The organism is Luteibacter aegosomaticola (assembly GCF_023078475.1).
Taxonomy (GTDB): Bacteria; Pseudomonadota; Gammaproteobacteria; order Xanthomonadales; family Rhodanobacteraceae; genus Luteibacter; species Luteibacter aegosomaticola.
The window spans coordinates 3235916-3257142 of record NZ_CP095741.1 but is presented as its reverse complement, the minus strand read 5'-3'; the positions used below and the strand labels follow the sequence as shown (position 1 = coordinate 3257142).

Below are 21227 nucleotides of genomic sequence, written 5' to 3'. Positions count from 1 at the left end.
CCCGCGTGGCGTTTTCCACGCGAACCCTGGCCGGCCGGCGCGATCTTCTCGCGCCGGCCGCGCTGTTTCCGGAGCGCTATCCGGCGCTGCTTGCCTCCGCGGTCAGCGGTACCGCGCAATCCCGCTTCGATATCCTTTTTGCCGATGGCGGCATGACGCTGGCGCTGCATGCCGATGGCGTGCTGCGCGATGCGGCCGGGCAGGCGGTGGAGGGTACCTTCCTCGACGCGTTTGATCGGGCATGGGCTGCGAAGCATCGTCCAAGGGTCGACGACGGCTTGCCGTTCCATGGCGGTTGGGTGGTCTATCTCGCTTACGAACTGGCGGCGCAGGTTGAGCCTTCGCTGCGTTTGCCGGGCTCGCGTGGTGCCGCGCCGGTGGCGTGCGCGCTGCGTGCTCCCGCAGCGGCCATCGTGGATCACGTCGAAGGGCGGACGATCCTCGTGGCGGAAGAGGGGGCTGAGGCCTGGCTCGACACGCTCGAGGCGGATCTGGCCGCGCCGACGCCTGCCTACGACCTGGCCGCACCCGAGCGGGTGGACGAGGATGAGCCTGCGCGATTCCTCGCTGGCGTAACCCGCATCCACGAGCACCTGCACGCGGGCGATACCTTCCAGGTCAATCTGTCGCGGCGCTGGTGCGCGCATTTTGCCGAGCCGCCTGCACCCGCTGCACTCATGCATGCGCTGCGGCGTGCGAACCCGGCGCCTTTCGCCGGTTTGCTACAGCAGCCAGGCTGGGCCGTCGTCAGCTCATCGCCGGAGCGGCTGGTCGAGTCGCGTGATGGCGTACTGCAAACGCGCCCCATCGCCGGCACGCGTCCCCGTACGCCTGGCGACGACGATGCCGCACGCATTCGCGAGCTCACCACGCACCCGAAAGAGCGTGCTGAACACGTCATGCTGATCGATCTCGAGCGCAATGACCTTGGGCGCGTTTGCGTGCCGGGTAGCGTGCGCGTCGATGAACTCATGGTGGTGGAAAGCTACGCCCATGTGCACCACATCGTGTCGAACGTTCGGGGCCGTGCCCGCGAAGGCATCACGCCCGGTCAGGTCATTGCCGCGACGTTCCCTGGTGGCACCATCACCGGCTGTCCCAAGGTTCGTTGCATGCAGATCATCGGCGATATCGAGCAGGAGCCGCGCGGCGCGTACACCGGCGCGCTCGGCTACATCGACGATAGCGGTGACATGGATCTCAATATTCTCATCCGCACGCTCATGGCAGAGGGATGTGACGTATCGCTACGCGCGGGCGCGGGCATCGTCACGGATTCGGTGCCTGAGAAGGAGCTGGATGAAACCCGGGCCAAAGCACGGGGCCTTCTGCGGATTTTTGGCGCGGCATGAGCACGCGCTTCTCGGTGAATTTCAGCGATACCAGCGCCGTCTCGGCCGCGGATCGCGGATTCACCTACGGCGATGGCCTGTTTGAAACGTTGCGTGTGGTGGAAGGCCGGGCGCCGCTCTGGCCGCGTCACGCGGCACGCCTGGCGCATGGTTGTGAGCGGCTGCGTCTTCCGCCTCCCGACCTGGCTGCCATCCACACGGAAATCGCGCGCCTGTGCCATGGGCTCCCCGACGCAGTGGTGCGTCTTACGCTGAGCCGTGGGGTGGGCGAACGCGGCTATGCGTTGCCCCTCGAGCCGCGGCCGACCCTGGTGGTGGCTGCGTCGCCGCTCGCACTGGATTCGGGGGCGGCCCACGATGGCATCGCCGTCCGGCTGTGCGATATACGCCTCGCCTGCCAGCCGATCCTTGCCGGCCTCAAGCATCTCAATCGGCTCGAGCAGGTGCTGGCGCGGGCGGAATGGACCGACCCGGCGATCGGCGAAGGCCTGCTATGCGATCCGGAGGGTGAGGTGGTGTGCGCCACCGCCGCCAACCTGTTCGCCGTGCTCGATGGCGAGCTGGTGACGCCACCGGTCGATCAATGTGGCGTAGCGGGCGTGGCGCGGGCCGAAATCCTTGCCCTGCGGGCGGTAACGGTCGCTCGCCTGAGCCTGCCCCGGTTGCTGGAAGCGTCAGAGGTCTTCCTCACATCCGCCGTTCGCGGCATCCTCCCGGTTCGGGCGCTCGGCGCTCGAACGTGGCAGCCCGGCCCTGTGGCCCGTGCCCTCCAGGCCCATTGGGCATCGCTGGGGCTGCCATCACCGAACCGTGCCAAGGATCCTGATCGATGAAAGTGCGTGGCGCCGCCCTGTGGCGCGCGGTTTTGCTGGTGTTGCTGCTTGCGGCGGTCGCCGTCGGCGCGTGGCTGTGGATGGACTGGTCGCGCTTTGCGCGGACCCCGCTGACGGTCCCCACCGCCGGCCAGAGTATCGATGTGGCCCGCGGCTCATCCTTCGCCACGATCGTGAGCGAACTGCGGACGCGTGGCGCGACGCGGGCGCCTGCGCTCTACTGGCGTGCGCTCGCCATGGAAATGCACGCCTCCGGTCGCCTGCACGCAGGTGAGTTCGCCTTGCGCCAGAACATGACCCCACGCGAGCTCATTGCCGACATGGCAGCCGGCAAGGTGATGCAGCGCAATTTCACCATCGTCGATGGCTGGACCTTTGCGGACCTGCGCCGCGCACTTGGTGCCGTGGATACGTTGACCCACGATACCGCCGGCGTGGACGACGCCGAGATCATGAAGCGCCTGGGTGCCCCCGGTGCACTGCCCGAAGGGCGGTTCCTGCCGGAGACCTATGCCTACGTAAAGGGTGATGCCGATAGCAGCATCCTGAAGCGTGCCTACGTGGCGATGACGAAGACGCTGGATGCCGAATGGCCCGGGCGGGCGGAGGGCTTGCCCCTCACAAGCCCGTATGAAGCGCTCATCCTCGCGTCGATCGTGGAGAAGGAGACGGGCAGGGCAGATGAGCGGCCGCGCATTGCAGGCGTATTCGTCCGCCGCCTCGAACAGCACATCCTGCTGCAGACCGATCCCACCGTGATCTACGGTATGGGCGCGGCGTATGCCGGCAATATCCACAAAAGCGACCTCACCACCGACACCCCGTACAATACGTACACGCGTGCGGGCCTGCCGCCCACGCCCATCGCCCTCCCGGGTGTGGCGGCGATCCGGGCAGCACTGCACCCGGCCGATGGCAATGAGCTGTACTTCGTCGCACGTGGCGACGGCAGTCACGTGTTTTCGGCCACCCTCGAAGAACATAACAAGGCCGTGGCCTGCTACCAGTTGAAGCGATGCAAGTGACCCAGGGACAGCGCGGACGGCTTATCACCCTTGAAGGCGGCGAAGGTGCCGGCAAGAGCACGCTGCTGCGTGGGCTCGAGGCCCACCTGCGCGAGCGTGGCGTCGACCTCGTCGTGACCCGTGAACCGGGTGGCACCGTCGTGGGCGAGGCTGTGCGCGGCGTGGTGCTCGACGCCGCAAACAACGAGCTGTGTGCCGAAGCCGAGCTGCTGCTCATGTTCGCCTCGCGCGCGCAGTTGGTACGCCAGGTGATCGAGCCAGCGCTGGCCGCTGGTCGCTGGGTGCTCTGCGATCGTTTCACCGATGCCAGCTATGCCTACCAGGGTGGCGGGCGTGGCCAGCCGGTCGAACGCATCGCCGAGCTGGAGCGCTGGGCCGCGCTGGGCTTGCGGCCCGACGTGACCCTGCTGCTCGACCTGCCGGTGAGCGAAGGGCGCGCGCGGGCCGCTGGCCGCGGCGAGGCTGATCGTATCGAAGTCGAAGGCGATGCCTTCTTTGAGCGTATCCGCGGTGCGTACCGTGAACGCGCGGCAGCCGACCCGTCGCGCTTTCGCGTGCTCGATGCGAGCGCCGCGCCGGACGGGGTGCTTGCGCAGGCAGTCGCCGGCGTCAGTGGCTTGTTCAGCCCGGAGGCGCCGTGATCGCCCGGCCGTGGCATGCCGATGCATGGGCGCGCCTGCAGGCGCGCCGCGAGCGCGATGCGCTACCCCATGCGTTGCTACTGGCCGGCCCGGCAGGCCTCGGTAAGCGTGAGTTCCTGGCGGATTTCGTCAAGGGGCTGCTCTGCCAGCGTCCGGAACAGGGTGTCGCCTGCGGCACCTGCCGTAGCTGCCTGTTGCTGGCGGCAGGCACCCACCCCGACGTGGTCGCGCTGAGCTTCGGCTTGCGCAAGGATGGCGGCGTGCGTACCGAGATCGTGGTCGACCAGGTGCGCGACCTTTCCCAGCGGCTGGCCATGTCCAGTCAGTTCGGTGGCTGGCAGGTCGCGACCATCGATCCGGCGGATGCGATGAACGCGGCCGCGGCCAATGCGTTGCTGAAAACCCTGGAGGAGCCGACCCCGTCGACGATCCTCATCCTCGTCGCCGACGAGCCGGCGCGCTTGCCTGCGACGATCCGTAGCCGCTGCCAGCGCATCGATTTCCTGGTGCCCACCCGCGAGGTGGCGCTGGAGTGGCTGCGTGGCCAGGGCGTGGCTGATGCACCCGCCGCGCTTGAGGCGGCGGGGGGCAATCCGGGCCTGGCCCGTGCCTGGGCCGGCGATGGCGCGCTGAAGCAGCGCACCGAAGTGCGCAACGACCTGAAGAGCCTGGCCGCAGGGCGGGGCGATCCCATGGAGGTCGTGAAGCGCTGGCAGGCGACGGATCCCTCCCGTTACGTGTGGTTCGCGGCCCAGGCCGCCACCGACGAGTTGCGTGCCCGTGCCGCCGGACGGCAGGCGCCGCTGGAAAGCCAGCTCGACGACGAATCGCTCGATGCCTGGTATGGCCGCGCCAATCGCGCCCGCGATGCCCTGCGCGGGCCGCTGCGCGCCGACCTGGTCCTGCTCGAACTCATCGCCGCCTGGCGTTGACGTGACGTTTTCGCGCCCCGGTCCTGCCGTGTCCCAGCCGCCGCTCATCGATGCATCGACACGCTTGCTCGTTGTGGCGCCGCACCCGGATGACGAGTCGCTCGCCGCAGGCATGCTGATCCAGCGCTGCCTGGCCGCCGGTGGCAGTGTCGACGTGGTGCTCCTGACCGATGGCGACGACAACCCCTGGCCCCAGCGCTGGCTCGAGAAGCGGGTCTTCGTGGGTGCCGCGGGGCGCCGGCGCTGGGGTGCGCGGCGGCGTATCGAGGTCGCCGCGGCGCTGGGTCGGCTGGGTGTGCCGGTGGATCGGCTGCACGCCCAGGGCTGGCACGATATGCAGGTCACGGCGCAGCTCCGCCATCACCATGAGGCGTCGGTGGGCGCGTTGCGTGCCGTCATCGAACGGGTGAGCCCGACCCTGGTGGTCATTCCCGACCTGGGTGACCGCCATCCCGACCACGGTGCCGGCCATGTGCTGGCGCGCCTGGCCCTGCATGCGGCGGGCTCGACGGCCGATCTGCTCACCTACATGGTGCATGGCACCGAGGCCTGCGCGCCGGAAGACCTGATCGTTCCCGACCTGGACCCCGGCCGCCAGGCCACCAAGATCGCGGCGGTGCAGGAGCACGGCACCCAGATGGTGCTGAGTCGGGAACGCATGCTCGCCCTTGCCGCCCGCCCCGAGCGCTTTGACCGGCCGGCTGTTGTGGCGGTAGGCGACACCCTGAGGCTGCCATGGCGGCCTGGCGCCATGGCTCGTAGTCGCCTGCGGGTGCTGCTGGCGGACGGGCAGGGGGCTCGGCACTGGACCTGGCGCAGCGCACCGCTCGAACGCGATGGCGATGATTGGCTGTTGGCCCTGCGCCCCGTGCCCGGCCCGGCGTTCGTCAAGCTCACCGCGGACCTCTCCACGCCGTGGATCTTCGATCGCTACGGCTGGATCGCTCAGGATCCGGAACCGGTTGGGCTTGTGGCCCGGCCGGTGGGCTAGCTACGATGGCCGCTAATCAAGGGAATCCGACCTCTCCATGAACGCCACCAGCCCGTCGCCGCGCCAGGGCATCCTGTCGCTGAAGATCAAGGACGTGAACTCCCTGTACATCTCGTACATGCCGTTCCTGAAGACGGGCGGCCTGTTCGCCCCGACCGCCCAGCGCTACAACCTGGGCGATGAAGTGGCCCTGCTGGTGACGCTGATCGATGACAGCGAGCGGCTGTCTGTTGCCGGAAAGGTGGTCTGGATCACCCCGGTGGGGGCGCAAGGTAACCGTACGGCCGGTGTCGGCATCCAGTTCAACGAGTCGCCCGAGAGCGAGGCCGCCCGGCAGCGTATCGAGGCCCTGCTGGCGGGTACGCTCAACTCGGAACGCCCCACCCAGACGATGTAACCAGCGAGGCTTTTTCCCTCGTGGCAGGTCGGCCTGCGCGCCTAATGCGAGTCCCTCGCATTTGGGCCTTATTTAATGCGCATTTTTTGTCTGTTAAGACTTGTCGGCATACCTGCACGCACTGGTACAATAGCTCGGTTCTCCCATAGGACATCGTAGTACACCGGAGTTGACGAGACCCTGTGGTCTCTCGTCGCGGGTCGGTTCGGTTTAGATCGATTCGATCGGGCTCCGGCGCCCCTAGTCCGGACCGCCGTCCCCCGCCGACGGTCACTGATGCGCCCAGAGAGGCGCGGAGGTACGCAGCATCGTGCTCGCCCAATATTGGCCCGTCCTGTTGTTCATAGCCGTGGCCGTCGGCCTTGGCGCTGTGCTCATGGTGCTCGGCATGCTCGCCGGCCCGAAGCGCCCCGATGCGGAAAAGCTCTCGCCTTATGAGTGCGGCTTCGAAGCCTTCGAAGACGCACGCATGAAGTTCGACGTGCGCTATTACCTCATCGCGATCCTCTTCATTATTTTCGACCTCGAAATCGCCTTCCTTTTCCCGTGGGCCGTGGTGTTCGACAAGATCGGACTCATCGCACTGGTGGAAATGGCGCTCTTCCTGGCGCTTCTCGTGGTCGGTTTCGGTTATGTCTGGAAGAAGGGAGCGCTCGAATGGGAGTGATGACCACCATCGACCGGGTGATGCACAACCCGCAGCCCCTCAACCTCGTCGACGACATCATTCGTCCCAATGGCGATGCACCGGTGCCGCAGCGCGGCTTCGGCGTCACCAGCGTGGATGCCCTGATGAACTGGGCACGCACCGGCTCCATGTGGCCGATGACGTTCGGCCTGGCGTGCTGCGCGGTTGAGATGATGCATGCGGGCGCTGCTCGCCTCGATCTCGATCGCTTTGGCGTCGTGTTCCGCCCCAGCCCGCGCCAGTCCGACGTCATGATCGTCGCCGGCACCCTGGTCAACAAGATGGCCCCCGCGCTGCGCAAGGTCTATGACCAGATGCCTGAGCCGAAGTGGGTCATCTCCATGGGTTCGTGCGCCAACGGCGGCGGCTACTACCACTATTCGTATTCGGTCGTGCGCGGCTGCGACCGCATCGTGCCGGTCGACATCTACGTGCCGGGTTGCCCGCCGACGGCCGAAGCGCTGATCCACGGCATCCTGCAGCTGCAGAAGAAGATCCGTCGCACCCACACGATCGCGCGCTAACAGGGCCTGCACATGAGCGTTAATAACGAGACCTCGCTGGTCGAACGCCTCGCCGCGCGCTTCGGCGACATGCTGACGGTGAAGGTCGAACGCAACGAAGTCACCGCCGAGGTCGCCCCGCGCGATCTGCTGGCCGTGGCCACCGCGCTGCGTGATGAAGCCGGTTTCCGCTTCACCGTCTTCATCGACGCGTGCGGCGTGGATTACCTCAGCTACGGCAAGACCGAATGGGATACCGATACCGCGCAGGGCGAAAGCTTCTCGCGTGGCGTCGAAGGCCAGGCCGTCGGCCGTTTCACCTGGGCAGAGCGCCCGCGCCCGGCAGACCTGCCGCGCCGCTTCGCCTCGGTGTACCAGCTGCTGTCGCTGGAACACAACCAGCGCATCCGCCTGCGTTCGTTCTGCGAAGACGACAACTTCCCGGTGGTGCCGTCGGTGACGGGCATCTGGCCGGGCGCTGACTGGTTCGAGCGTGAATCGTTCGACCTGTACGGCATTATTTACGATGGCCACCCCGATCTGCGCCGCATCCTCACGGATTACGGTTTCGTCGGCCATCCGTTCCGCAAGGATTTCCCGCTCATCGGCAACGTCGAAGTTCGCTACGACGCCGAGCAGAAGCGTGTTGTCTACGAACCGGTTTCGATCGAGCCGCGCGTGCTGGTGCCGCGCACGATCCGCAACGATGCCGACCTCGATCAGGCCAGGGCGGAAGCCGCCGACCGCTGGCGGGAGAATTAAGCCGTGGAAGAAATTCGCAATTACACGATGAACTTCGGCCCGCAGCATCCTGCGGCGCACGGCGTGCTGCGCCTCGTGCTGGAAATGGACGGCGAAACCATCGTCCGTGCCGATCCGCACATCGGCCTGCTGCACCGTGGTACCGAAAAGCTCGCCGAATCGAAGCCGTTCAACCAGTCCATCGGTTACATGGATCGCCTCGATTACGTCTCGATGATGTGCAACGAGCACGCCTACGTGCGCGCCATCGAGAACCTCATGGGTGTGGAAGCGCCGATCCGTGCGCAGTACATCCGCACCATGTTCGACGAGATCACCCGCATCCTGAACCACCTCATGTGGGTCGGTTCGAACGCGCTCGATCTGGGCGCCATGGCCGTGTTCCTCTACGCGTTCCGTGAGCGCGAAGAGCTCATGGACGTCTACGAGGCGGTGTCGGGCGCGCGCATGCACGCCACGTACTACCGTCCGGGCGGCGTGTACCGCGACCTGCCGGAGCAGATGCCGCAGTACCGCGAATCGCCGTGGCACAAGGGTGGCGATCTCAAGCGCCTGAACCAGTGGCGCGAAGGCTCGATGCTGGACTACCTCACGGAGTTCACCAACGACTTCCCGGCCCGCGTCGACGAATACGAGCTGCTGCTCACCAATAACCGTATCTGGAAGCAGCGTACGGTCGGCATTGGCGTGGTCGACCCCGAGAAGGCACAGGCCTGGGGCATGACCGGCGCGATGCTGCGCGGCTCGGGTATCGCCTGGGATCTGCGCAAGAAACAGCCGTACGCCGCGTACGACAAGATGGATTTCGACATCCCGGTCGGCGTGAATGGCGATTGCTATGACCGCTACCTGGTGCGCGTGGAAGAAATGCGCCAGTCGAACCGCATCATCCGCCAGTGCGTGGAGTGGCTGAAGGCCAATCCGGGCCCGGTCATGGTGCAGAACTACAAGGTCGCCCCGCCCAGCCGTGTCGAGATGAAGAACGACATGGAAGCGCTGATCCACCACTTCAAGCTCTTCACCGAGGGCTATGGCGTTCCCGCCGGCGAAACCTACGCCGCCGTGGAAGCACCGAAGGGTGAATTCGGCTGCTACCTCATGTCCGATGGTGCGAACAAGCCGTTCCGCGTGCATCTGCGCGCGCCGGGCTTCGCCCACCTTTCTTCGATGGACGCGTTCGTGCGTGGCCACATGCTCGCCGACGTCGTCGCGATGATCGGCACTTACGATCTCGTCTTCGGCGAAGTCGACCGCTAAGTCGACGGAGTACACAGAATCATGAAAGCCACCGGTCATTTCGAGCAGGTGAAGGACGTCGATCCGATCGCCGTGCTCAACGATCACACCCGGGAGCATATCGACCACTGGGTCGGTAAGTTCCCGCCGGACCGCAAGCGCTCGGCGCTCATCCAGTCGCTGATGGCCGCCCAGGAGCAGAACCAGGGCTACCTCACCGACGAGCTGATCACCGCCGTCGCCAAGTACCTCGACCTGCCGCCGATCTGGGCGTACGAAGTCGCGAGCTTCTATTCGATGTTCGAGACCACGCCTGTCGGTCGCAACAACGTCGCCATCTGCACCAACATCTCGTGCTGGTTGAACGGGGCCGAAGGCCTCGTGCGCCACTGCGAAAAGAAGCTGGGCATCAAGACCGGCGAGAGCACCGCCGACGGCCGCATCTACCTCAAGCAGGAAGAGGAATGCCTGGCTGCCTGTGCTGGCGCGCCGATGATGGTCGTCAACGGTCATTACCACGAGAAGCTGACGACCGATTCGGTCGACGCGATCCTCGACGGTCTTAAGTGAGGTAAGGGCAATGGCTAGCACCACTGGTCCGGTCGGACCCGCACCCAAGGAACACCAGGTCGTCTACACGACCCTGCATTTCGAAAAGCCCTGGTCGCTCGAGAGCTACGAGAAGGTCGACGGCTGGAAGGCATGGCGCAAGATCCTGGCTGAAAAGCCGGATCCGGCTGCGCTGATCGAAGAAATCAAGAAGAGCTCGCTGCGTGGCCGCGGCGGCGCCGGCTTCCCCACCGGCCTGAAGTGGTCGTTCATGCCGCGCAATGCGCCGGGCCAGAAGTACATCCTGTGCAACTCGGATGAATCCGAGCCGGGCACCTGCAAGGATCGCGACATCCTGCGCTTCAATCCGCACTCGGTGCTCGAAGGCCTGGCGATCGCGTGCTATTGCACCGGTTCCACCGTGGCCTACAACTACCTGCGCGGTGAGTTCCACCACGAGCCGTTCGAGCACATCGAAGAAGCCCTGAAGGAAGCGTACGCCGCTGGCCTGCTGGGTAAGAACATCGATGGCACCGGCATCGACGTGGACATCTACAACGCCCTCGGCGCTGGCGCCTACATCTGCGGCGAAGAAACCGCGCTGATGGAATCGCTGGAAGGCAAGAAGGGCCAGCCGCGCTTCAAGCCGCCGTTCCCGGCCGGTTTCGGTCTGTACGGCCGTCCGACCACGATCAACAACACCGAGACCTACGCCTCGGTGCCGGCGATCCTGCGCAACGGCGCGGAGTGGTTCCTCAACATCGGCAAGCCCAACAACGGCGGCCCGAAGATCTTCTCGGTCTCCGGCCACGTGAACAACCCGGGCAACTTCGAGATCAAGCTCGGCACGCCGTTCTCCGAACTGCTGGAGATGGCGGGCGGTGTTCGCACGGGCAACAAGCTCAAGGCGGTCATCCCGGGCGGCTCCTCGATGAAGGTGCTGCCGGCCGAGAAGATGATGGAATGCACGATGGACTACGACTCGCTGCAGAAGGCGGGTTCGGGTCTGGGTTCGGGCGCCGTTATCGTGATGGACGACAAGACCTGCATGGTCCGCGCCTGCCACCGCATCTCGCGCTTCTACATGGCCGAATCGTGCGGCCAGTGCACCCCGTGCCGCGAAGGTACCGGCTGGATGCACCGCGTGCTGTCGCGCATCGTCGAAGGCAAGGGCACGCAGGATGACCTGCACCGCCTGAAGGCTGTCGCCGGCCAGATCGAAGGCCACACCATCTGCGCCTTCGGCGAAGCCGCCGCATGGCCGGTGCAGGGCTTCCTGTTCCACTTCTGGCACGAATTCGAATACTACGTGCAGCACGGCCGTTCCATCGTGGACGGCCCCGCTGGCACGGCCACCACTGGAGTCGCTGCATGAGTGCGCAGCCCGTAGCCAATGCCGCGCCGGATCTCGTCAATATCGAGATCGATGGCGTTCCGGTGCAGGTAGCCAAGGGGTCGATGATCATCCAGGCGGCGGATGCCGTCGGTATCGCGATTCCGCGCTTCTGCTACCACCGCAAGCTCCCGATCGCCGCCAACTGCCGCATGTGCCTGGTGGAAATCGAGAAGATGCCGAAGCCGGCACCCGCATGCGCCACGCCGGTAGGCGAGGGCATGAAGGTCTTCACCCGTTCCGACAAGGCACTCAAGTCACAGCGCAACGTGATGGAGTTCCTGCTGATCAACCACCCGCTGGATTGCCCGATCTGCGACCAGGGTGGTGAGTGCGAACTGCAGGACGTCTCGCTCGGCTACGGCCGTTCGGTGTCGCGTTACGTCGAGCGCAAGCGCACGGTGGCCGATGAAAACCTCGGCCCCCTGATCGCCACCGAGATGACCCGCTGCATCCAGTGCACGCGCTGCGTCCGCTTCACTAGCGAGATCGCCGGCACGTATGAACTGGGTGGCATGAGCCGCGGTGAAAACCTCGAGATCGGCACCTATATTGGCAAGACCATCGAAAGCGAACTGTCGGGCAACATCATCGACGTTTGCCCGGTGGGCGCGCTGACCAACAAGCCGTTCCAGTTCCAGGCGCGCGCCTGGGAGCTGGTCGCCCGTCCGTCGGTGGCTTACCACGACGCGCTGGGTTCGAACCTGTGGCTGCACACGCGCCGCGGCGAAGTGCTGCGCACGGTGCCGCGCGATAACGAATCGATCAACGAGTGCTGGCTCTCGGACCGCGACCGCTACAGCCACCAGGGCCTGTACGCCGCGGATCGCGTCAAGGCACCGATGGTCAAGCGCAACGGCCAGTGGGCGACCACCACGTGGGACGACGCGCTGTCGGTTGCCCGCGAAGCGCTGAAGAGCGTCTCCGGTGCCGACCTCGGCATCCTGGTGAACCCGGCAACCACGAACGAGGAGGGCGAGTTGCTCGTCCGCCTGGCGCGTGGCCTGGGCAGCGCCCATGTCGACCACCGCCTGCGTCAGCTCGACTTCGCCGACAACGCCTTCGCGCGTCCGTTTGCGTCGCCGATCGCCTCGCTCGACAAGGTCAAGTCCGCGCTCATCGTTGCTTCGGACCTGCGCTACGAAGTGCCGCTGCTCAACCACCGCATCCGCCAGGCCGCCAAGAAGGGCGCCAAGGTGTTTGCCGTGAACCCGGCGCATTTCAACTTCAACTTCGATCTCGCTGGCGAAGCAGTAGCTCCGCCGCACGAGCTCGTCGCCGAGCTGCTGCAGTTCGCCAAGGTGGCCGCTGAAAACGGTGCCGCCGTGCCCGAGTCGATCGCGGGCGTGGTGAACGCTGCCACGACCACTGACGACCACCGCGCTGCCTACGCCGAGTTCGCGGTCGAAGGCGCCGTGGTGATCTTCGGCCACGCCGCCGCCAACCACCCGGAAGCTTCGTGGCTGCGTGCCATCGCGCGTTACATCGCGCAGGCCGCTGGCGCGGCGTTTAACGAAATCCCGGCCGGTGCCAACGCCGTGGGCCTCTCCACCGTCGGCGTGCTGCCGACGGCAGGTGGCCTCGACGCGCGCGCCATGCTGGCGCAGCCGCGCAAGGGTTACGTGCTCTACAACGTGGAGCCGCCGTACGATTTCGCCGATGGTGCACAGGCCTTGCAGGCCATGCATTCGGCGCAGACCGTTGTCGCCTTCGCCGCCTACGCGTCGGATGCCCTCAAGGATTCGGCCGACGTGATCCTCCCGATCGCGCTGACGCCGGAACTGGAAGGCACCCTGGTGAATGCCGAGGGCACCGCCCAGGCCGTGCTCGCCGGTGCGAAGGCCCCGGGTGAAGCACGCGAAGGCTGGAAGGTGCTCCGCGCGCTGGGTGGTTCGCTTAATGTCGCCGGCTTCGAGTTCGACGACATGGCGGGCCTGCGTAGCGGGATCGTCGAGCGCACGACCGATGTCCGTTCGGTGCTGGGCCAGCGCACGTCGGGTACGACGCTCTCGCGCGTGGCCACGGTGCCGGTGTATCGCGGCGATGCCGTGCTGCGCCGCGCTGGTGCGCTGAACTCGCATCCGCTCAACCGCGCCGCCGCCATCCGCGTCAGCGCGGAAGACGCCGGCAAGCTCGGCCTGGCCGATGGTGGCCAGGGCCGCATCGGTGACAGCGTGCTCCCGGTGGTTGTCGATACCGCGGTGCCGACCGGCGCCGTGTGGATCGACGCCGCGCTTCCCGAAACTGCGATGCTGCCGCCGTACGGCGCCGCCATCACCCTGAGCAAGGCGTAAACCATGGCCGATCAACTCTTCGACCACCTCTTGCTGCCGGTGCTGTTCATCCTGGCGATCGTCCTGCCGCTCGTTATCACCGTCGCGCTGTACGTGTGGTGGGAGCGCAAGGTGCTGGGCTGGATGCACGTCCGCATGGGGCCCAACAAGGTCGGCCCCGCCGGCTTGCTGCAGGCCTTCGCCGACGTGGTGAAGCTGCTCATCAAGGAAGTGGTGCTGCCGACCAACGCGAACAAGTTCCTCTACTTCCTGGCACCGATGCTGGCCCTCGTGCCGGCGCTGGCCGCCTGGGCGGTGGTGCCGTTCGCTCCGGGTATCGTGCTCGCCAACGTCAACGCCGGCGTGCTGTACCTGCTGGCCATGACCTCCATGGGCGTGTACGGCATCATCCTCGCCGGTTGGGCTTCCAACTCGCGCTACGCGATGCTCGGCGCCATGCGTGCCGCGGCACAGGTCATCTCGTACGAACTGTCGATGGGCATGTCCATCGTCTGCGTGCTGGTGCTCACCGGTAGCCTGAACCTCACCGCCATCGTGGAAGCACAGCACGGCGGCCTGCTCAGCTGGTACTGGATCCCGCTGCTGCCCGTCTTCGTCATCTACTTCGTCTCGGGCGTGGCGGAAACCAACCGCGCACCGTTCGACGTGGCGGAAGGCGAGTCGGAAATCGTCGCCGGTTTCCACGTGGAATATTCGGGTTCGCCGTTCGCGCTGTTCTTCCTCGCCGAATACGCCAACATGATCCTGGTCTCGTTCCTGACCTCGATCCTGTTCATGGGCGGCTGGCTGTCGCCGTTCCCGGAAAGCTTCGGCTTCCTCGGCCACGCCAGCATCCTCTGGCTGTTCGTGAAGGTCTTCGTCTTCGCCTTCCTGTTCCTGTGGTTCCGCGCCAGCTTCCCGCGCTACCGCTATGACCAGATCATGCGCCTCGGCTGGAAGGTCTTCATCCCCATCACCATCGTCTGGGTCCTTGTCGCCGGCTGCATGAAGTATTTCGGCTGGGTCCACATCGGCACGGGAGCCTAAAGAGCCATGTCCCGCGTAACCCACTATTTCAAGAGCCTCCTGCTGCTCGAGCTGTTCAAGGGCATGGGCCTGACCATGCGCTACATGTTCAGCCCGAAGTACACGATGCGCTATCCGTTCGAGCACATCCCCAAGTCGAACCGCTTCCGTGGCCTGCACGCCCTGCGCCGTTACGCTAACGGTGAAGAGCGCTGCATCGCCTGCAAGCTGTGCGAAGCGGTGTGCCCGGCCCTCGCCATCACCATCGACTCGGCCCCGCGCCCGGAAGATGGCCAGCGTCGTACCACGCGTTACGACATCGATCTGTTCAAGTGCATCTTCTGCGGTTTCTGCGAAGAGAGCTGCCCAGTCGATTCCATCGTCGAAACGCACGTGCACGAGTACCACATGGAACATCGCGGCGAGAACGTGGTGACCAAGGCGCAGCTGCTGGCCATTGGTGACCGCTTCGAGCAGGACATCGCTGCCGCCCGCGCCCAGGACGCGGCTTACCGCTAAGGGCCCGGATTACGATGAATACCGATCTGCTCCAACTCATCTGTTTCTACCTCTTCGGTGGCGTGGCTGTCCTCGCCGGCCTGATGGTCATCACCGTGCGCAACTCGGTCCACGCCGTGCTGTCGCTGGTGCTTACCTTCTTCAGCATGGCCTGCGTGTGGCTGCTGGCCGAAGCGGAGTTCCTTGCTATCGCCCTCGTCGTCGTTTACGTCGGCGCGGTGATGGTGTTGTTCCTGTTCGTGGTCATGATGCTCGACATCAAGCAGGAGGTCGTCCGCGAGGGCTTCATCCGCTACCTGCCGGTGGGCATCATCGTCGCCGTGGTCATGCTGGTCGAAATGCTGGCCATGATCGGCGTGAAGTCCATGCACGCCCATACGCTTGGCCCGAACCCGGCCGGTAACTCGAACGTCGCGTGGCTGGGCCAGGCCCTGTACACCGACTTCCTGCTGCCGTTCGAGATCGCCGCGCTGATCCTTACCGTGGGTGTCGTGGCCGCCGTGGCCCTGACCCTGCGCGAGCGCCTGGGTTCGCGTCACCAGTCGGCTGCCCAGCAGGTGGCCGTGCAGGCGACCGATCGCGTGCGCGTGGTGAAGATGGCCCCGAGCCAGGTGGCTTCGGTGGTACCGCCGCCGGCACCCCCGGCTGCCGAACCGACGCAGGAGAACACCAAGTGATCACGCTTTCCCATTACATCGTGCTCGGCGCGATCCTGTTCTGCATCGCGGTGGCTGGCCTGTTCATCAACCGCAAGAACGTGATCGTGCTGCTCATGGCGATCGAGCTCATGCTCCTCGCGGTGAATACCAACTTCGTGGCCTTCTCGCGCTTCTTCGGCGATGTGCAGGGCCAGGTGTTCGTGTTCTTCATCCTCACCGTGGCCGCGGCGGAATCCGCCATCGGCCTGGCGATCCTGGTCCTGCTGTTCCGTAACCGGAGCACGATCAATGTCGCCGAAATCGACAGCATGAAGGGTTGATCCGATGAGTCTCTCGCTTTCAATCCTGCTCACGATCGCACTGGCCCCGCTGGCCGGCGCGATCCTGGCGGGCCTCTTCGGCAAGGTGATCGGCAGGGCAGGGGCGCACAGCGCCACTATCCTCGGCGTCGCCATCGCCTGCGGCCTGTCGTTCTACGTGCTCTACCAGCTGGTGTGGGGTGGGGCGGATAACTTCAACCAGGATGTCTACACCTGGTTCGAGATTGGCCGCTTCCACGCTTCCGTCGGCTTCATGGTCGATCGCCTGACCGCCATGATGATGGTGGTGGTTACCTTCGTGTCGCTGCTGGTGCATCTGTACACCATCGGCTACATGGCGGAAGACCCGGGCTACCAGCGCTTCTTCAGCTACATCTCGCTCTTCACCTTCTCGATGTTGATGCTCGTCATGAGCAACAACTTCATGCAGCTGTTCTTCGGCTGGGAAGCGGTGGGCCTGGTGTCGTACCTGCTGATCGGCTTCTGGTACAAGCGCCCGACCGCGATCTTCGCGAACCTCAAGGCCTTCCTGGTCAACCGCGTGGGTGACTTCGGTTTCCTCCTCGGTATCGCCGCGATCCTGTACTTCCTGGGCACCCTGGATTACCAGACCGCGTTCGACCATGCGCCGGACCTCGTGGGCAAGACCCTGCAGATCACGCAGAACCATGCGTGGGATGCGGCTACCGTGATCGGCATCCTGCTGTTCATCGGTGCCATGGGTAAGTCGGCCCAGGTGCCGCTGCACGTGTGGCTGCCCGATTCGATGGAAGGCCCGACCCCCATCTCGGCGCTGATCCACGCGGCCACCATGGTGACCGCGGGCATCTTCATGGTCGCGCGCATGTCGCCGATCTTCGAACTGTCCGACGCGGCGCTGTCGTTCATCCTCGTCATCGGTTCGACCACTGCCTTCTTCACGGGCCTCATCGGCATCGTGCAGAACGACATCAAGCGCGTCATCGCGTACTCCACGCTCTCGCAGCTGGGCTACATGACCGTCGCGCTGGGCGTCTCCGCTTATAGCGGCGCCGTGTTCCACCTGATGACCCACGCGTTCTTCAAGGCCCTGCTGTTCCTGGGTGCCGGTTCGGTCATCATGGGCATGCACCATGAGCAGGACATGCGCTACATGGGCGGCCTGCGCAAGTACATGCCGATCACCTGGATCACCATGTGGATCGGTTCGCTCGCCCTCGCCGGTACGCCGTTCTTCTCGGGTTTCTACTCGAAGGACGCGATCATCGAGGCCGTGGGTGAGTCGCATCGCTGGGGTGCCTCGTACGCTTACTTCTGCGTGCTGGGCGGCGTGTTCGTGACTTCGTTCTACAGCTTCCGTCTCCTGTACATGACCTTCCATGGCAAGGAGCGCTTCACGATCGAGCACAAGGCACATGGCCACCACGGCCACGATGCCCATGCCGACCACCATGACGATGCGCACGACGACCACGGCCACGGTACCCCGGGCGTGCTCGAACACGCGCCGCATGAGTCGCCGTGGGTGGTGACGGTGCCGCTGGTGCTGCTGTCGATCCCGTCGATCCTGATCGGCCTGTTCACCGTGAAGCCGATGCTTTACGACAACTGGTTCGGCAAGGCGATCCACGTCAACGAAGAAAACAACGTGCTGGGCGAGCTCGCGCATGAGTTCCACGGTGCGCTGGCGGCTGGCATCCACGGTTTTTACCAGTGGCCGTTCATCATCGCCTTGGCTGGCTTCGTCAGCGCTACGTACATCTACCTCTTCAACCCGTCCATCGCCGACAAGGCGAAGAGCGCGCTGAAGCCGCTGTACAACCTGCTTGACCATAAGTACTGGATCGACGAACTGTACTTCGCGGTGTTCGCGAAGGGCGGCGTGAAGCTGGGTGAGGGTCTTTCGAAGGTGGGCGATCAGGCCATCATCGACGGCGCTCTCGTCAACGGCTCGGCTGGCCTCGTGCAGCGCATCGCGGGTGGCGCACGCCGCCTGCAGTCCGGATTCCTCTTCCATTACGCGTTCGCCATGATCCTCGGCCTCATCCTGCTTCTCGGCGGGTACTGGCTGATCGGGCAATAAGGGAAACGAGCTATATGTCGAATCACTTGCTCAGCCTGCTGATCTGGCTTCCGATCGTCGGCGCCATCCCGGTGCTGCTCGCCGGTTCCGGTCGCCCAGGCCTCGCCCGCTGGATCTCGCTGCTGGTCGCGGTTGCCACTTTCGCCGCCAGCCTTGCCCTCCTGCCTGCCTATGATGCCGCTACCGGCACCATGCAGCTTTCGGAATCCTTCAGCTGGATTCCGTCGCTTGGCATCAACTACTCGCTGGCGGTCGACGGTATTTCCGTCGCTCTGATCATCCTCACCACGTTCACCCAGATCCTCGTGATCGTGGGGGCGTGGGAAGTGATCCAGAACAAGCCGCACCAGTACATGGCCGCCATGCTCGTCCTCGAGGGCTGCATGGTCGGCGTGTTCTGCGCGACGGACGCGTTGCTGTTCTACGTGTTCTTCGAAGCCATGCTGATCCCGATGTTCGTCATCATCGGTATCTGGGGTGGCCCGCGCCGCGTTTACGCCACGCTGAAGTTCTTCATCTACACGTTCTTCGGCTCGATCTTCATGTTGATCGGCCTGATTTACCTGTACCACAAGACCGGCGGCAGCTTCGCCCTGGCCGATATGGCCAAGGTGCACCTGACCCTCACCGAGCAGAGCTGGCTGTTCTTCGCCTTCCTGCTGGGCTTCGCCATCAAGGTCCCGATGGTGCCGGTACACACTTGGTTGCCGGATGCCCACGTCGAAGCGCCTACCGGCGGTTCGGTGGTGCTGGCGGCGGTGATGCTGAAGATCGGTGGCTACGGTTTCCTGCGCTTCTCGCTGCCGATCGTGCCGGATGCGTCGGAGCACTTCGCCTGGCTGATCATCGCGCTCTCGCTGATCGCGGTTTGCTACATCGGTTACGTGGCCCTGGTGCAGGGCGATATGAAGAAGCTGGTGGCGTACTCGTCCATCGCGCACATGGGTTTCGTCACCCTGGGCATCTTCATCGCCTTCATGCTGGTGCGTGAGGCCAACAACCCGGATGCCGCCCGCCTGGGCATGCAGGGTGCGATGGTCCAGATGATTTCGCACGGCTTCATCTCCGGCGCGATGTTCAGCTGCATCGGCGTGCTGTACGACCGCCTGCACTCGCGTCAGATCAAGGATTACGGCGGCGTCATCAACGTCATGCCGATCTTCGCTCCGTTCTACGTGCTGTTCGCCATGGCCAACTCCGGCCTGCCGGGCACCTCGGGTTTCGTCGGCGAGTTCATGGTCATCCTGGCCGCGTTCAGTGCCAACCCGTGGATTGCCCTGTTTGCGGCCTTCACGCTGATCATCGGTGCGGCTTACACGCTGTGGATGGTGAAGCGCGTGCTGTGGGGTGAAATCACCAACCCGCACGTGAAGGAACTGACCGACGTCAACGGCCGCGAGATCTTCATGCTCTCCGCGTTCGCCGCCGGCGTGCTGGTCTTCGGCATCTGGCCGGAGCCGCTGGTCCACCTCATGGATGCGTCGGTCGCTCGCCTGGTCGAGCAGCTGGCCATTACGAAAGTCTGAGCGGGAATTAGTCCATGCCTGGTATCAATGACATCCTTATCCTGCTCCCCGAGGCTTACCTCACGGTCGCGGCGTGCGTCCTGCTTATGCTGGATGCGTTCCTGAAGCCGGGCCAGAAGGGCGCCGTGCACTGGCTTTCAGTGCTGGTGCTCCTGGTCGGTGCCTACCTGGTCGTGAGCGGCCAGCCGGATAGCAGCGTCACCGCGTTCAGCGGCATGTTCGTCCGCGACGGCGTCGCCGAAGTGCTGAAGGTGTTCTCGCTGCTGCTGATGGCGGTGATCTTCATCTACGCACGTCCGTACCTGAAAGAGCGGGCCATCCCGTTCGGCGAGTTCTACACGCTGTCGATCTTCGCCACGATCGGCATCATGTTCCTCGTCGCCGCTGGTAGCCTGGTTACCGTTTACCTCGGTCTCGAACTGCTGACGCTGTCGTCGTATGCGCTGGTCGCCCTGAACCGCGACTCGCGTCTCTCGTCGGAAGCGGCCATCAAGTACTTCGTGCTGGGTGCCCTGGCCTCGGGCATGCTGCTGTACGGCATGTCGATGGTGTACGGCGCGACCCACACGCTCGACCTGCACGGCATTCATGCCGCCATCGTCGGTGCCGAATGGCATACGCTGCTCCTGTTCGGCCTGGTCTTCATGATCGTGGGCATCGGCTTCAAGCTGGGCGCCGCTCCGTTCCACATGTGGATCCCGGACGTGTACCAGGGTTCGCCGACGGCCGTGACCATCTTCATCGGTTCGGCACAGAAGCTCGCCGCGTTCGGCATGGCCTACCGCTTGCTGTCCACGGGTATGGGCGATATTGCTGGCGGCACCACGGGCCTCGCGCCGCAGTGGCAGCTGATGGTGGCGGTGCTCGCCGTGCTGTCGCTGGCGATCGGTAACTTCGTTGCCCTCGTGCAGACCAACCTCAAGCGCCTGCTGGCCTATTCGACCATCTCGCACATGGGTTACCTGCTGGTTGGCCTGGTGAACGCCGGTCCGGAAGGCTACTCGGCCTCGATGTTCTATGCCGTCAGCTACGCGCTCACCAGCGCCGCCGCGTTCGGCATGATCCTGGTGCTCTCGCGCGCCGGCTTCGAGTGCGAAGAGATCGACGACCTGAAGGGCCTGAACCAGCGTTCGCCGTGGTTCGCCTTCATGATGCTGCTGGTGATGTTCTCGCTGGCTGGCGTGCCGCCGCTGTTTGGCTTCTTCGGCAAGCTGCTGGTGCTGAAGGCTGCGATGGATGCGGGTTACCTGTGGCTCGCCGTTGCGGGTGCGGTTGCCGCGATCATCGGCCTGTACTACTACCTGCGCGTCGTGAAGGTCATGTACTTCGATGCGCCGGTCGAGGGCACCGATGTGCGTGCCACGTCCGACGTCGCATCGCGCTGGGTGCTGTCGCTTAATGCGATCGCACTGCTCGTGCTCGGCTTCACCTGGTCCCCGCTGTTCGCGTGGTGCCAGCGAGCCTTCGGCGTCTAAAGGATCTTTGCAGCCCTTTCTTCATGAATGTGTAAGAAAGGGCTTGCAAGAATCCCGCCACGTCG

Annotated in this window: 21 protein-coding genes; all 21 read left to right on the top strand. The window is 64.8% G+C overall.

Annotated features, from left to right (window positions below):
- Positions 1–5 precede the first annotated feature (5 nt).
- The 21 genes from L2Y96_RS14350 (at position 6) to nuoN (ending at position 21162) form a co-directional block, all read left to right on the top strand.
- Entirely contained in the window at positions 6–1352 is a 1347-nt protein-coding gene (locus L2Y96_RS14350; protein WP_247327496.1) for an aminodeoxychorismate synthase component I, read from the top strand.
- Positions 1349–2185, top strand: coding sequence for an aminodeoxychorismate lyase (gene pabC, locus L2Y96_RS14345; RefSeq protein WP_247327493.1), 837 nt, complete (start codon positions 1349–1351; stop codon positions 2183–2185). Before L2Y96_RS14350 ends, pabC begins: the two co-directional genes overlap by 4 nt.
- Positions 2182–3210 (top strand): endolytic transglycosylase MltG, encoded by a 1029-nt coding sequence (gene mltG, locus L2Y96_RS14340; protein WP_247327490.1) that lies wholly within the window; start codon positions 2182–2184, stop codon positions 3208–3210. The genes pabC and mltG overlap by 4 nt, the downstream gene beginning before the upstream one ends.
- Positions 3207–3851 carry a dTMP kinase gene (tmk, locus tag L2Y96_RS14335; protein ID WP_425492427.1) on the top strand — a complete coding sequence of 215 codons (645 nt, stop codon included), beginning with the start codon at positions 3207–3209 and terminating at the stop codon, positions 3849–3851. The genes mltG and tmk overlap by 4 nt, the downstream gene beginning before the upstream one ends.
- Entirely contained in the window at positions 3848–4783 is a 936-nt protein-coding gene (gene holB, locus L2Y96_RS14330; protein WP_247327477.1) for a DNA polymerase III subunit delta', read from the top strand. Before tmk ends, holB begins: the two co-directional genes overlap by 4 nt.
- A 28-nt stretch (positions 4784–4811) precedes the next feature.
- Positions 4812–5774: a PIG-L deacetylase family protein gene (locus L2Y96_RS14325; RefSeq protein ID WP_247327475.1), complete on the top strand. Its 963-nt coding sequence runs from the start codon at positions 4812–4814 to the stop codon at positions 5772–5774.
- 37 nt (positions 5775–5811) lie between these two features.
- Complete coding sequence (locus L2Y96_RS14320) at positions 5812–6171, top strand: PilZ domain-containing protein (protein WP_247327473.1); 360 nt, start codon at positions 5812–5814, stop codon at positions 6169–6171.
- A gap of 310 nt (positions 6172–6481) precedes the next feature.
- The gene (locus tag L2Y96_RS14315) at positions 6482–6838 is read left to right on the top strand and encodes an NADH-quinone oxidoreductase subunit A (RefSeq protein ID WP_247327462.1); all 357 of its coding nucleotides are present in this window, start codon (positions 6482–6484) and stop codon (positions 6836–6838) included.
- On the top strand, positions 6829–7383 hold the full coding sequence (locus L2Y96_RS14310; RefSeq protein ID WP_045827793.1) for a NuoB/complex I 20 kDa subunit family protein: 555 nt from the start codon (positions 6829–6831) through the stop codon (positions 7381–7383). The genes L2Y96_RS14315 and L2Y96_RS14310 overlap by 10 nt, the downstream gene beginning before the upstream one ends.
- Positions 7384–7395: 12 nt before the next feature.
- On the top strand, positions 7396–8124 hold the full coding sequence (locus tag L2Y96_RS14305; protein ID WP_247327460.1) for an NADH-quinone oxidoreductase subunit C: 729 nt from the start codon (positions 7396–7398) through the stop codon (positions 8122–8124).
- Positions 8125–8151: 27 nt separating this feature from the next.
- The gene (locus tag L2Y96_RS14300; protein ID WP_247337040.1) at positions 8152–9381 is read left to right on the top strand and encodes an NADH-quinone oxidoreductase subunit D; all 1230 of its coding nucleotides are present in this window, start codon (positions 8152–8154) and stop codon (positions 9379–9381) included.
- A gap of 21 nt (positions 9382–9402) precedes the next feature.
- Entirely contained in the window at positions 9403–9930 is a 528-nt protein-coding gene (nuoE, locus tag L2Y96_RS14295; RefSeq protein WP_247327457.1) for an NADH-quinone oxidoreductase subunit NuoE, read from the top strand.
- 10 nt (positions 9931–9940) lie between these two features.
- The gene (gene nuoF / locus L2Y96_RS14290; RefSeq protein WP_247327454.1) at positions 9941–11284 is read left to right on the top strand and encodes an NADH-quinone oxidoreductase subunit NuoF; all 1344 of its coding nucleotides are present in this window, start codon (positions 9941–9943) and stop codon (positions 11282–11284) included.
- Positions 11281–13596 carry an NADH-quinone oxidoreductase subunit NuoG gene (gene nuoG / locus L2Y96_RS14285; protein WP_247327452.1) on the top strand — a complete coding sequence of 772 codons (2316 nt, stop codon included), beginning with the start codon at positions 11281–11283 and terminating at the stop codon, positions 13594–13596. Before nuoF ends, nuoG begins: the two co-directional genes overlap by 4 nt.
- A gap of 3 nt (positions 13597–13599) precedes the next feature.
- Positions 13600–14622 (top strand): NADH-quinone oxidoreductase subunit NuoH, encoded by a 1023-nt coding sequence (nuoH, locus tag L2Y96_RS14280; protein ID WP_247327441.1) that lies wholly within the window; start codon positions 13600–13602, stop codon positions 14620–14622.
- Positions 14623–14628: 6 nt separating this feature from the next.
- Positions 14629–15120, top strand: a complete 492-nt coding sequence (gene nuoI, locus L2Y96_RS14275) for an NADH-quinone oxidoreductase subunit NuoI (RefSeq protein ID WP_139983578.1) — start codon at positions 14629–14631, stop codon at positions 15118–15120.
- Between the two features lie 14 nt (positions 15121–15134).
- Positions 15135–15797, top strand: a complete 663-nt coding sequence (locus tag L2Y96_RS14270; RefSeq protein WP_247327439.1) for an NADH-quinone oxidoreductase subunit J — start codon at positions 15135–15137, stop codon at positions 15795–15797.
- Entirely contained in the window at positions 15794–16099 is a 306-nt protein-coding gene (gene nuoK, locus L2Y96_RS14265; protein WP_247327437.1) for an NADH-quinone oxidoreductase subunit NuoK, read from the top strand. The genes L2Y96_RS14270 and nuoK overlap by 4 nt, the downstream gene beginning before the upstream one ends.
- 4 nt (positions 16100–16103) lie before the next feature.
- Positions 16104–18161 carry an NADH-quinone oxidoreductase subunit L gene (gene nuoL, locus L2Y96_RS14260; RefSeq protein WP_247327428.1) on the top strand — a complete coding sequence of 686 codons (2058 nt, stop codon included), beginning with the start codon at positions 16104–16106 and terminating at the stop codon, positions 18159–18161.
- Between the two features lie 14 nt (positions 18162–18175).
- Positions 18176–19687, top strand: coding sequence for an NADH-quinone oxidoreductase subunit M (locus L2Y96_RS14255; protein WP_247327425.1), 1512 nt, complete (start codon positions 18176–18178; stop codon positions 19685–19687).
- A gap of 14 nt (positions 19688–19701) precedes the next feature.
- Complete coding sequence (gene nuoN / locus L2Y96_RS14250) at positions 19702–21162, top strand: NADH-quinone oxidoreductase subunit NuoN (protein WP_247327422.1); 1461 nt, start codon at positions 19702–19704, stop codon at positions 21160–21162.
- Positions 21163–21227: the final 65 nt, after the last annotated feature.

Bases quoted from the DNA above. Each gene is read 5' to 3' on its own strand.
- pabC (WP_247327493.1), top strand. From the start codon at position 1,349: ATGAGCACGCGCTTCTCGGTGAATTTCAGCGATACCAGCGCCGTCTCG.
- mltG (WP_247327490.1), top strand. From the start codon at position 2,182: ATGAAAGTGCGTGGCGCCGCCCTGTGGCGCGCGGTTTTGCTGGTGTTG.
- L2Y96_RS14320 (WP_247327473.1), top strand. From the start codon at position 5,812: ATGAACGCCACCAGCCCGTCGCCGCGCCAGGGCATCCTGTCGCTGAAG.
- L2Y96_RS14310 (WP_045827793.1), top strand. From the start codon at position 6,829: ATGGGAGTGATGACCACCATCGACCGGGTGATGCACAACCCGCAGCCC.
- L2Y96_RS14305 (WP_247327460.1), top strand. From the start codon at position 7,396: ATGAGCGTTAATAACGAGACCTCGCTGGTCGAACGCCTCGCCGCGCGC.
- L2Y96_RS14300 (WP_247337040.1), top strand. From the start codon at position 8,152: ATGAACTTCGGCCCGCAGCATCCTGCGGCGCACGGCGTGCTGCGCCTC.
- nuoE (WP_247327457.1), top strand. From the start codon at position 9,403: ATGAAAGCCACCGGTCATTTCGAGCAGGTGAAGGACGTCGATCCGATC.
- nuoF (WP_247327454.1), top strand. From the start codon at position 9,941: ATGGCTAGCACCACTGGTCCGGTCGGACCCGCACCCAAGGAACACCAG.
- nuoG (WP_247327452.1), top strand. From the start codon at position 11,281: ATGAGTGCGCAGCCCGTAGCCAATGCCGCGCCGGATCTCGTCAATATC.
- nuoH (WP_247327441.1), top strand. From the start codon at position 13,600: ATGGCCGATCAACTCTTCGACCACCTCTTGCTGCCGGTGCTGTTCATC.
- nuoI (WP_139983578.1), top strand. From the start codon at position 14,629: ATGTCCCGCGTAACCCACTATTTCAAGAGCCTCCTGCTGCTCGAGCTG.
- L2Y96_RS14270 (WP_247327439.1), top strand. From the start codon at position 15,135: ATGAATACCGATCTGCTCCAACTCATCTGTTTCTACCTCTTCGGTGGC.
- nuoL (WP_247327428.1), top strand. From the start codon at position 16,104: ATGAGTCTCTCGCTTTCAATCCTGCTCACGATCGCACTGGCCCCGCTG.
- L2Y96_RS14255 (WP_247327425.1), top strand. From the start codon at position 18,176: ATGTCGAATCACTTGCTCAGCCTGCTGATCTGGCTTCCGATCGTCGGC.
- nuoN (WP_247327422.1), top strand. From the start codon at position 19,702: ATGCCTGGTATCAATGACATCCTTATCCTGCTCCCCGAGGCTTACCTC.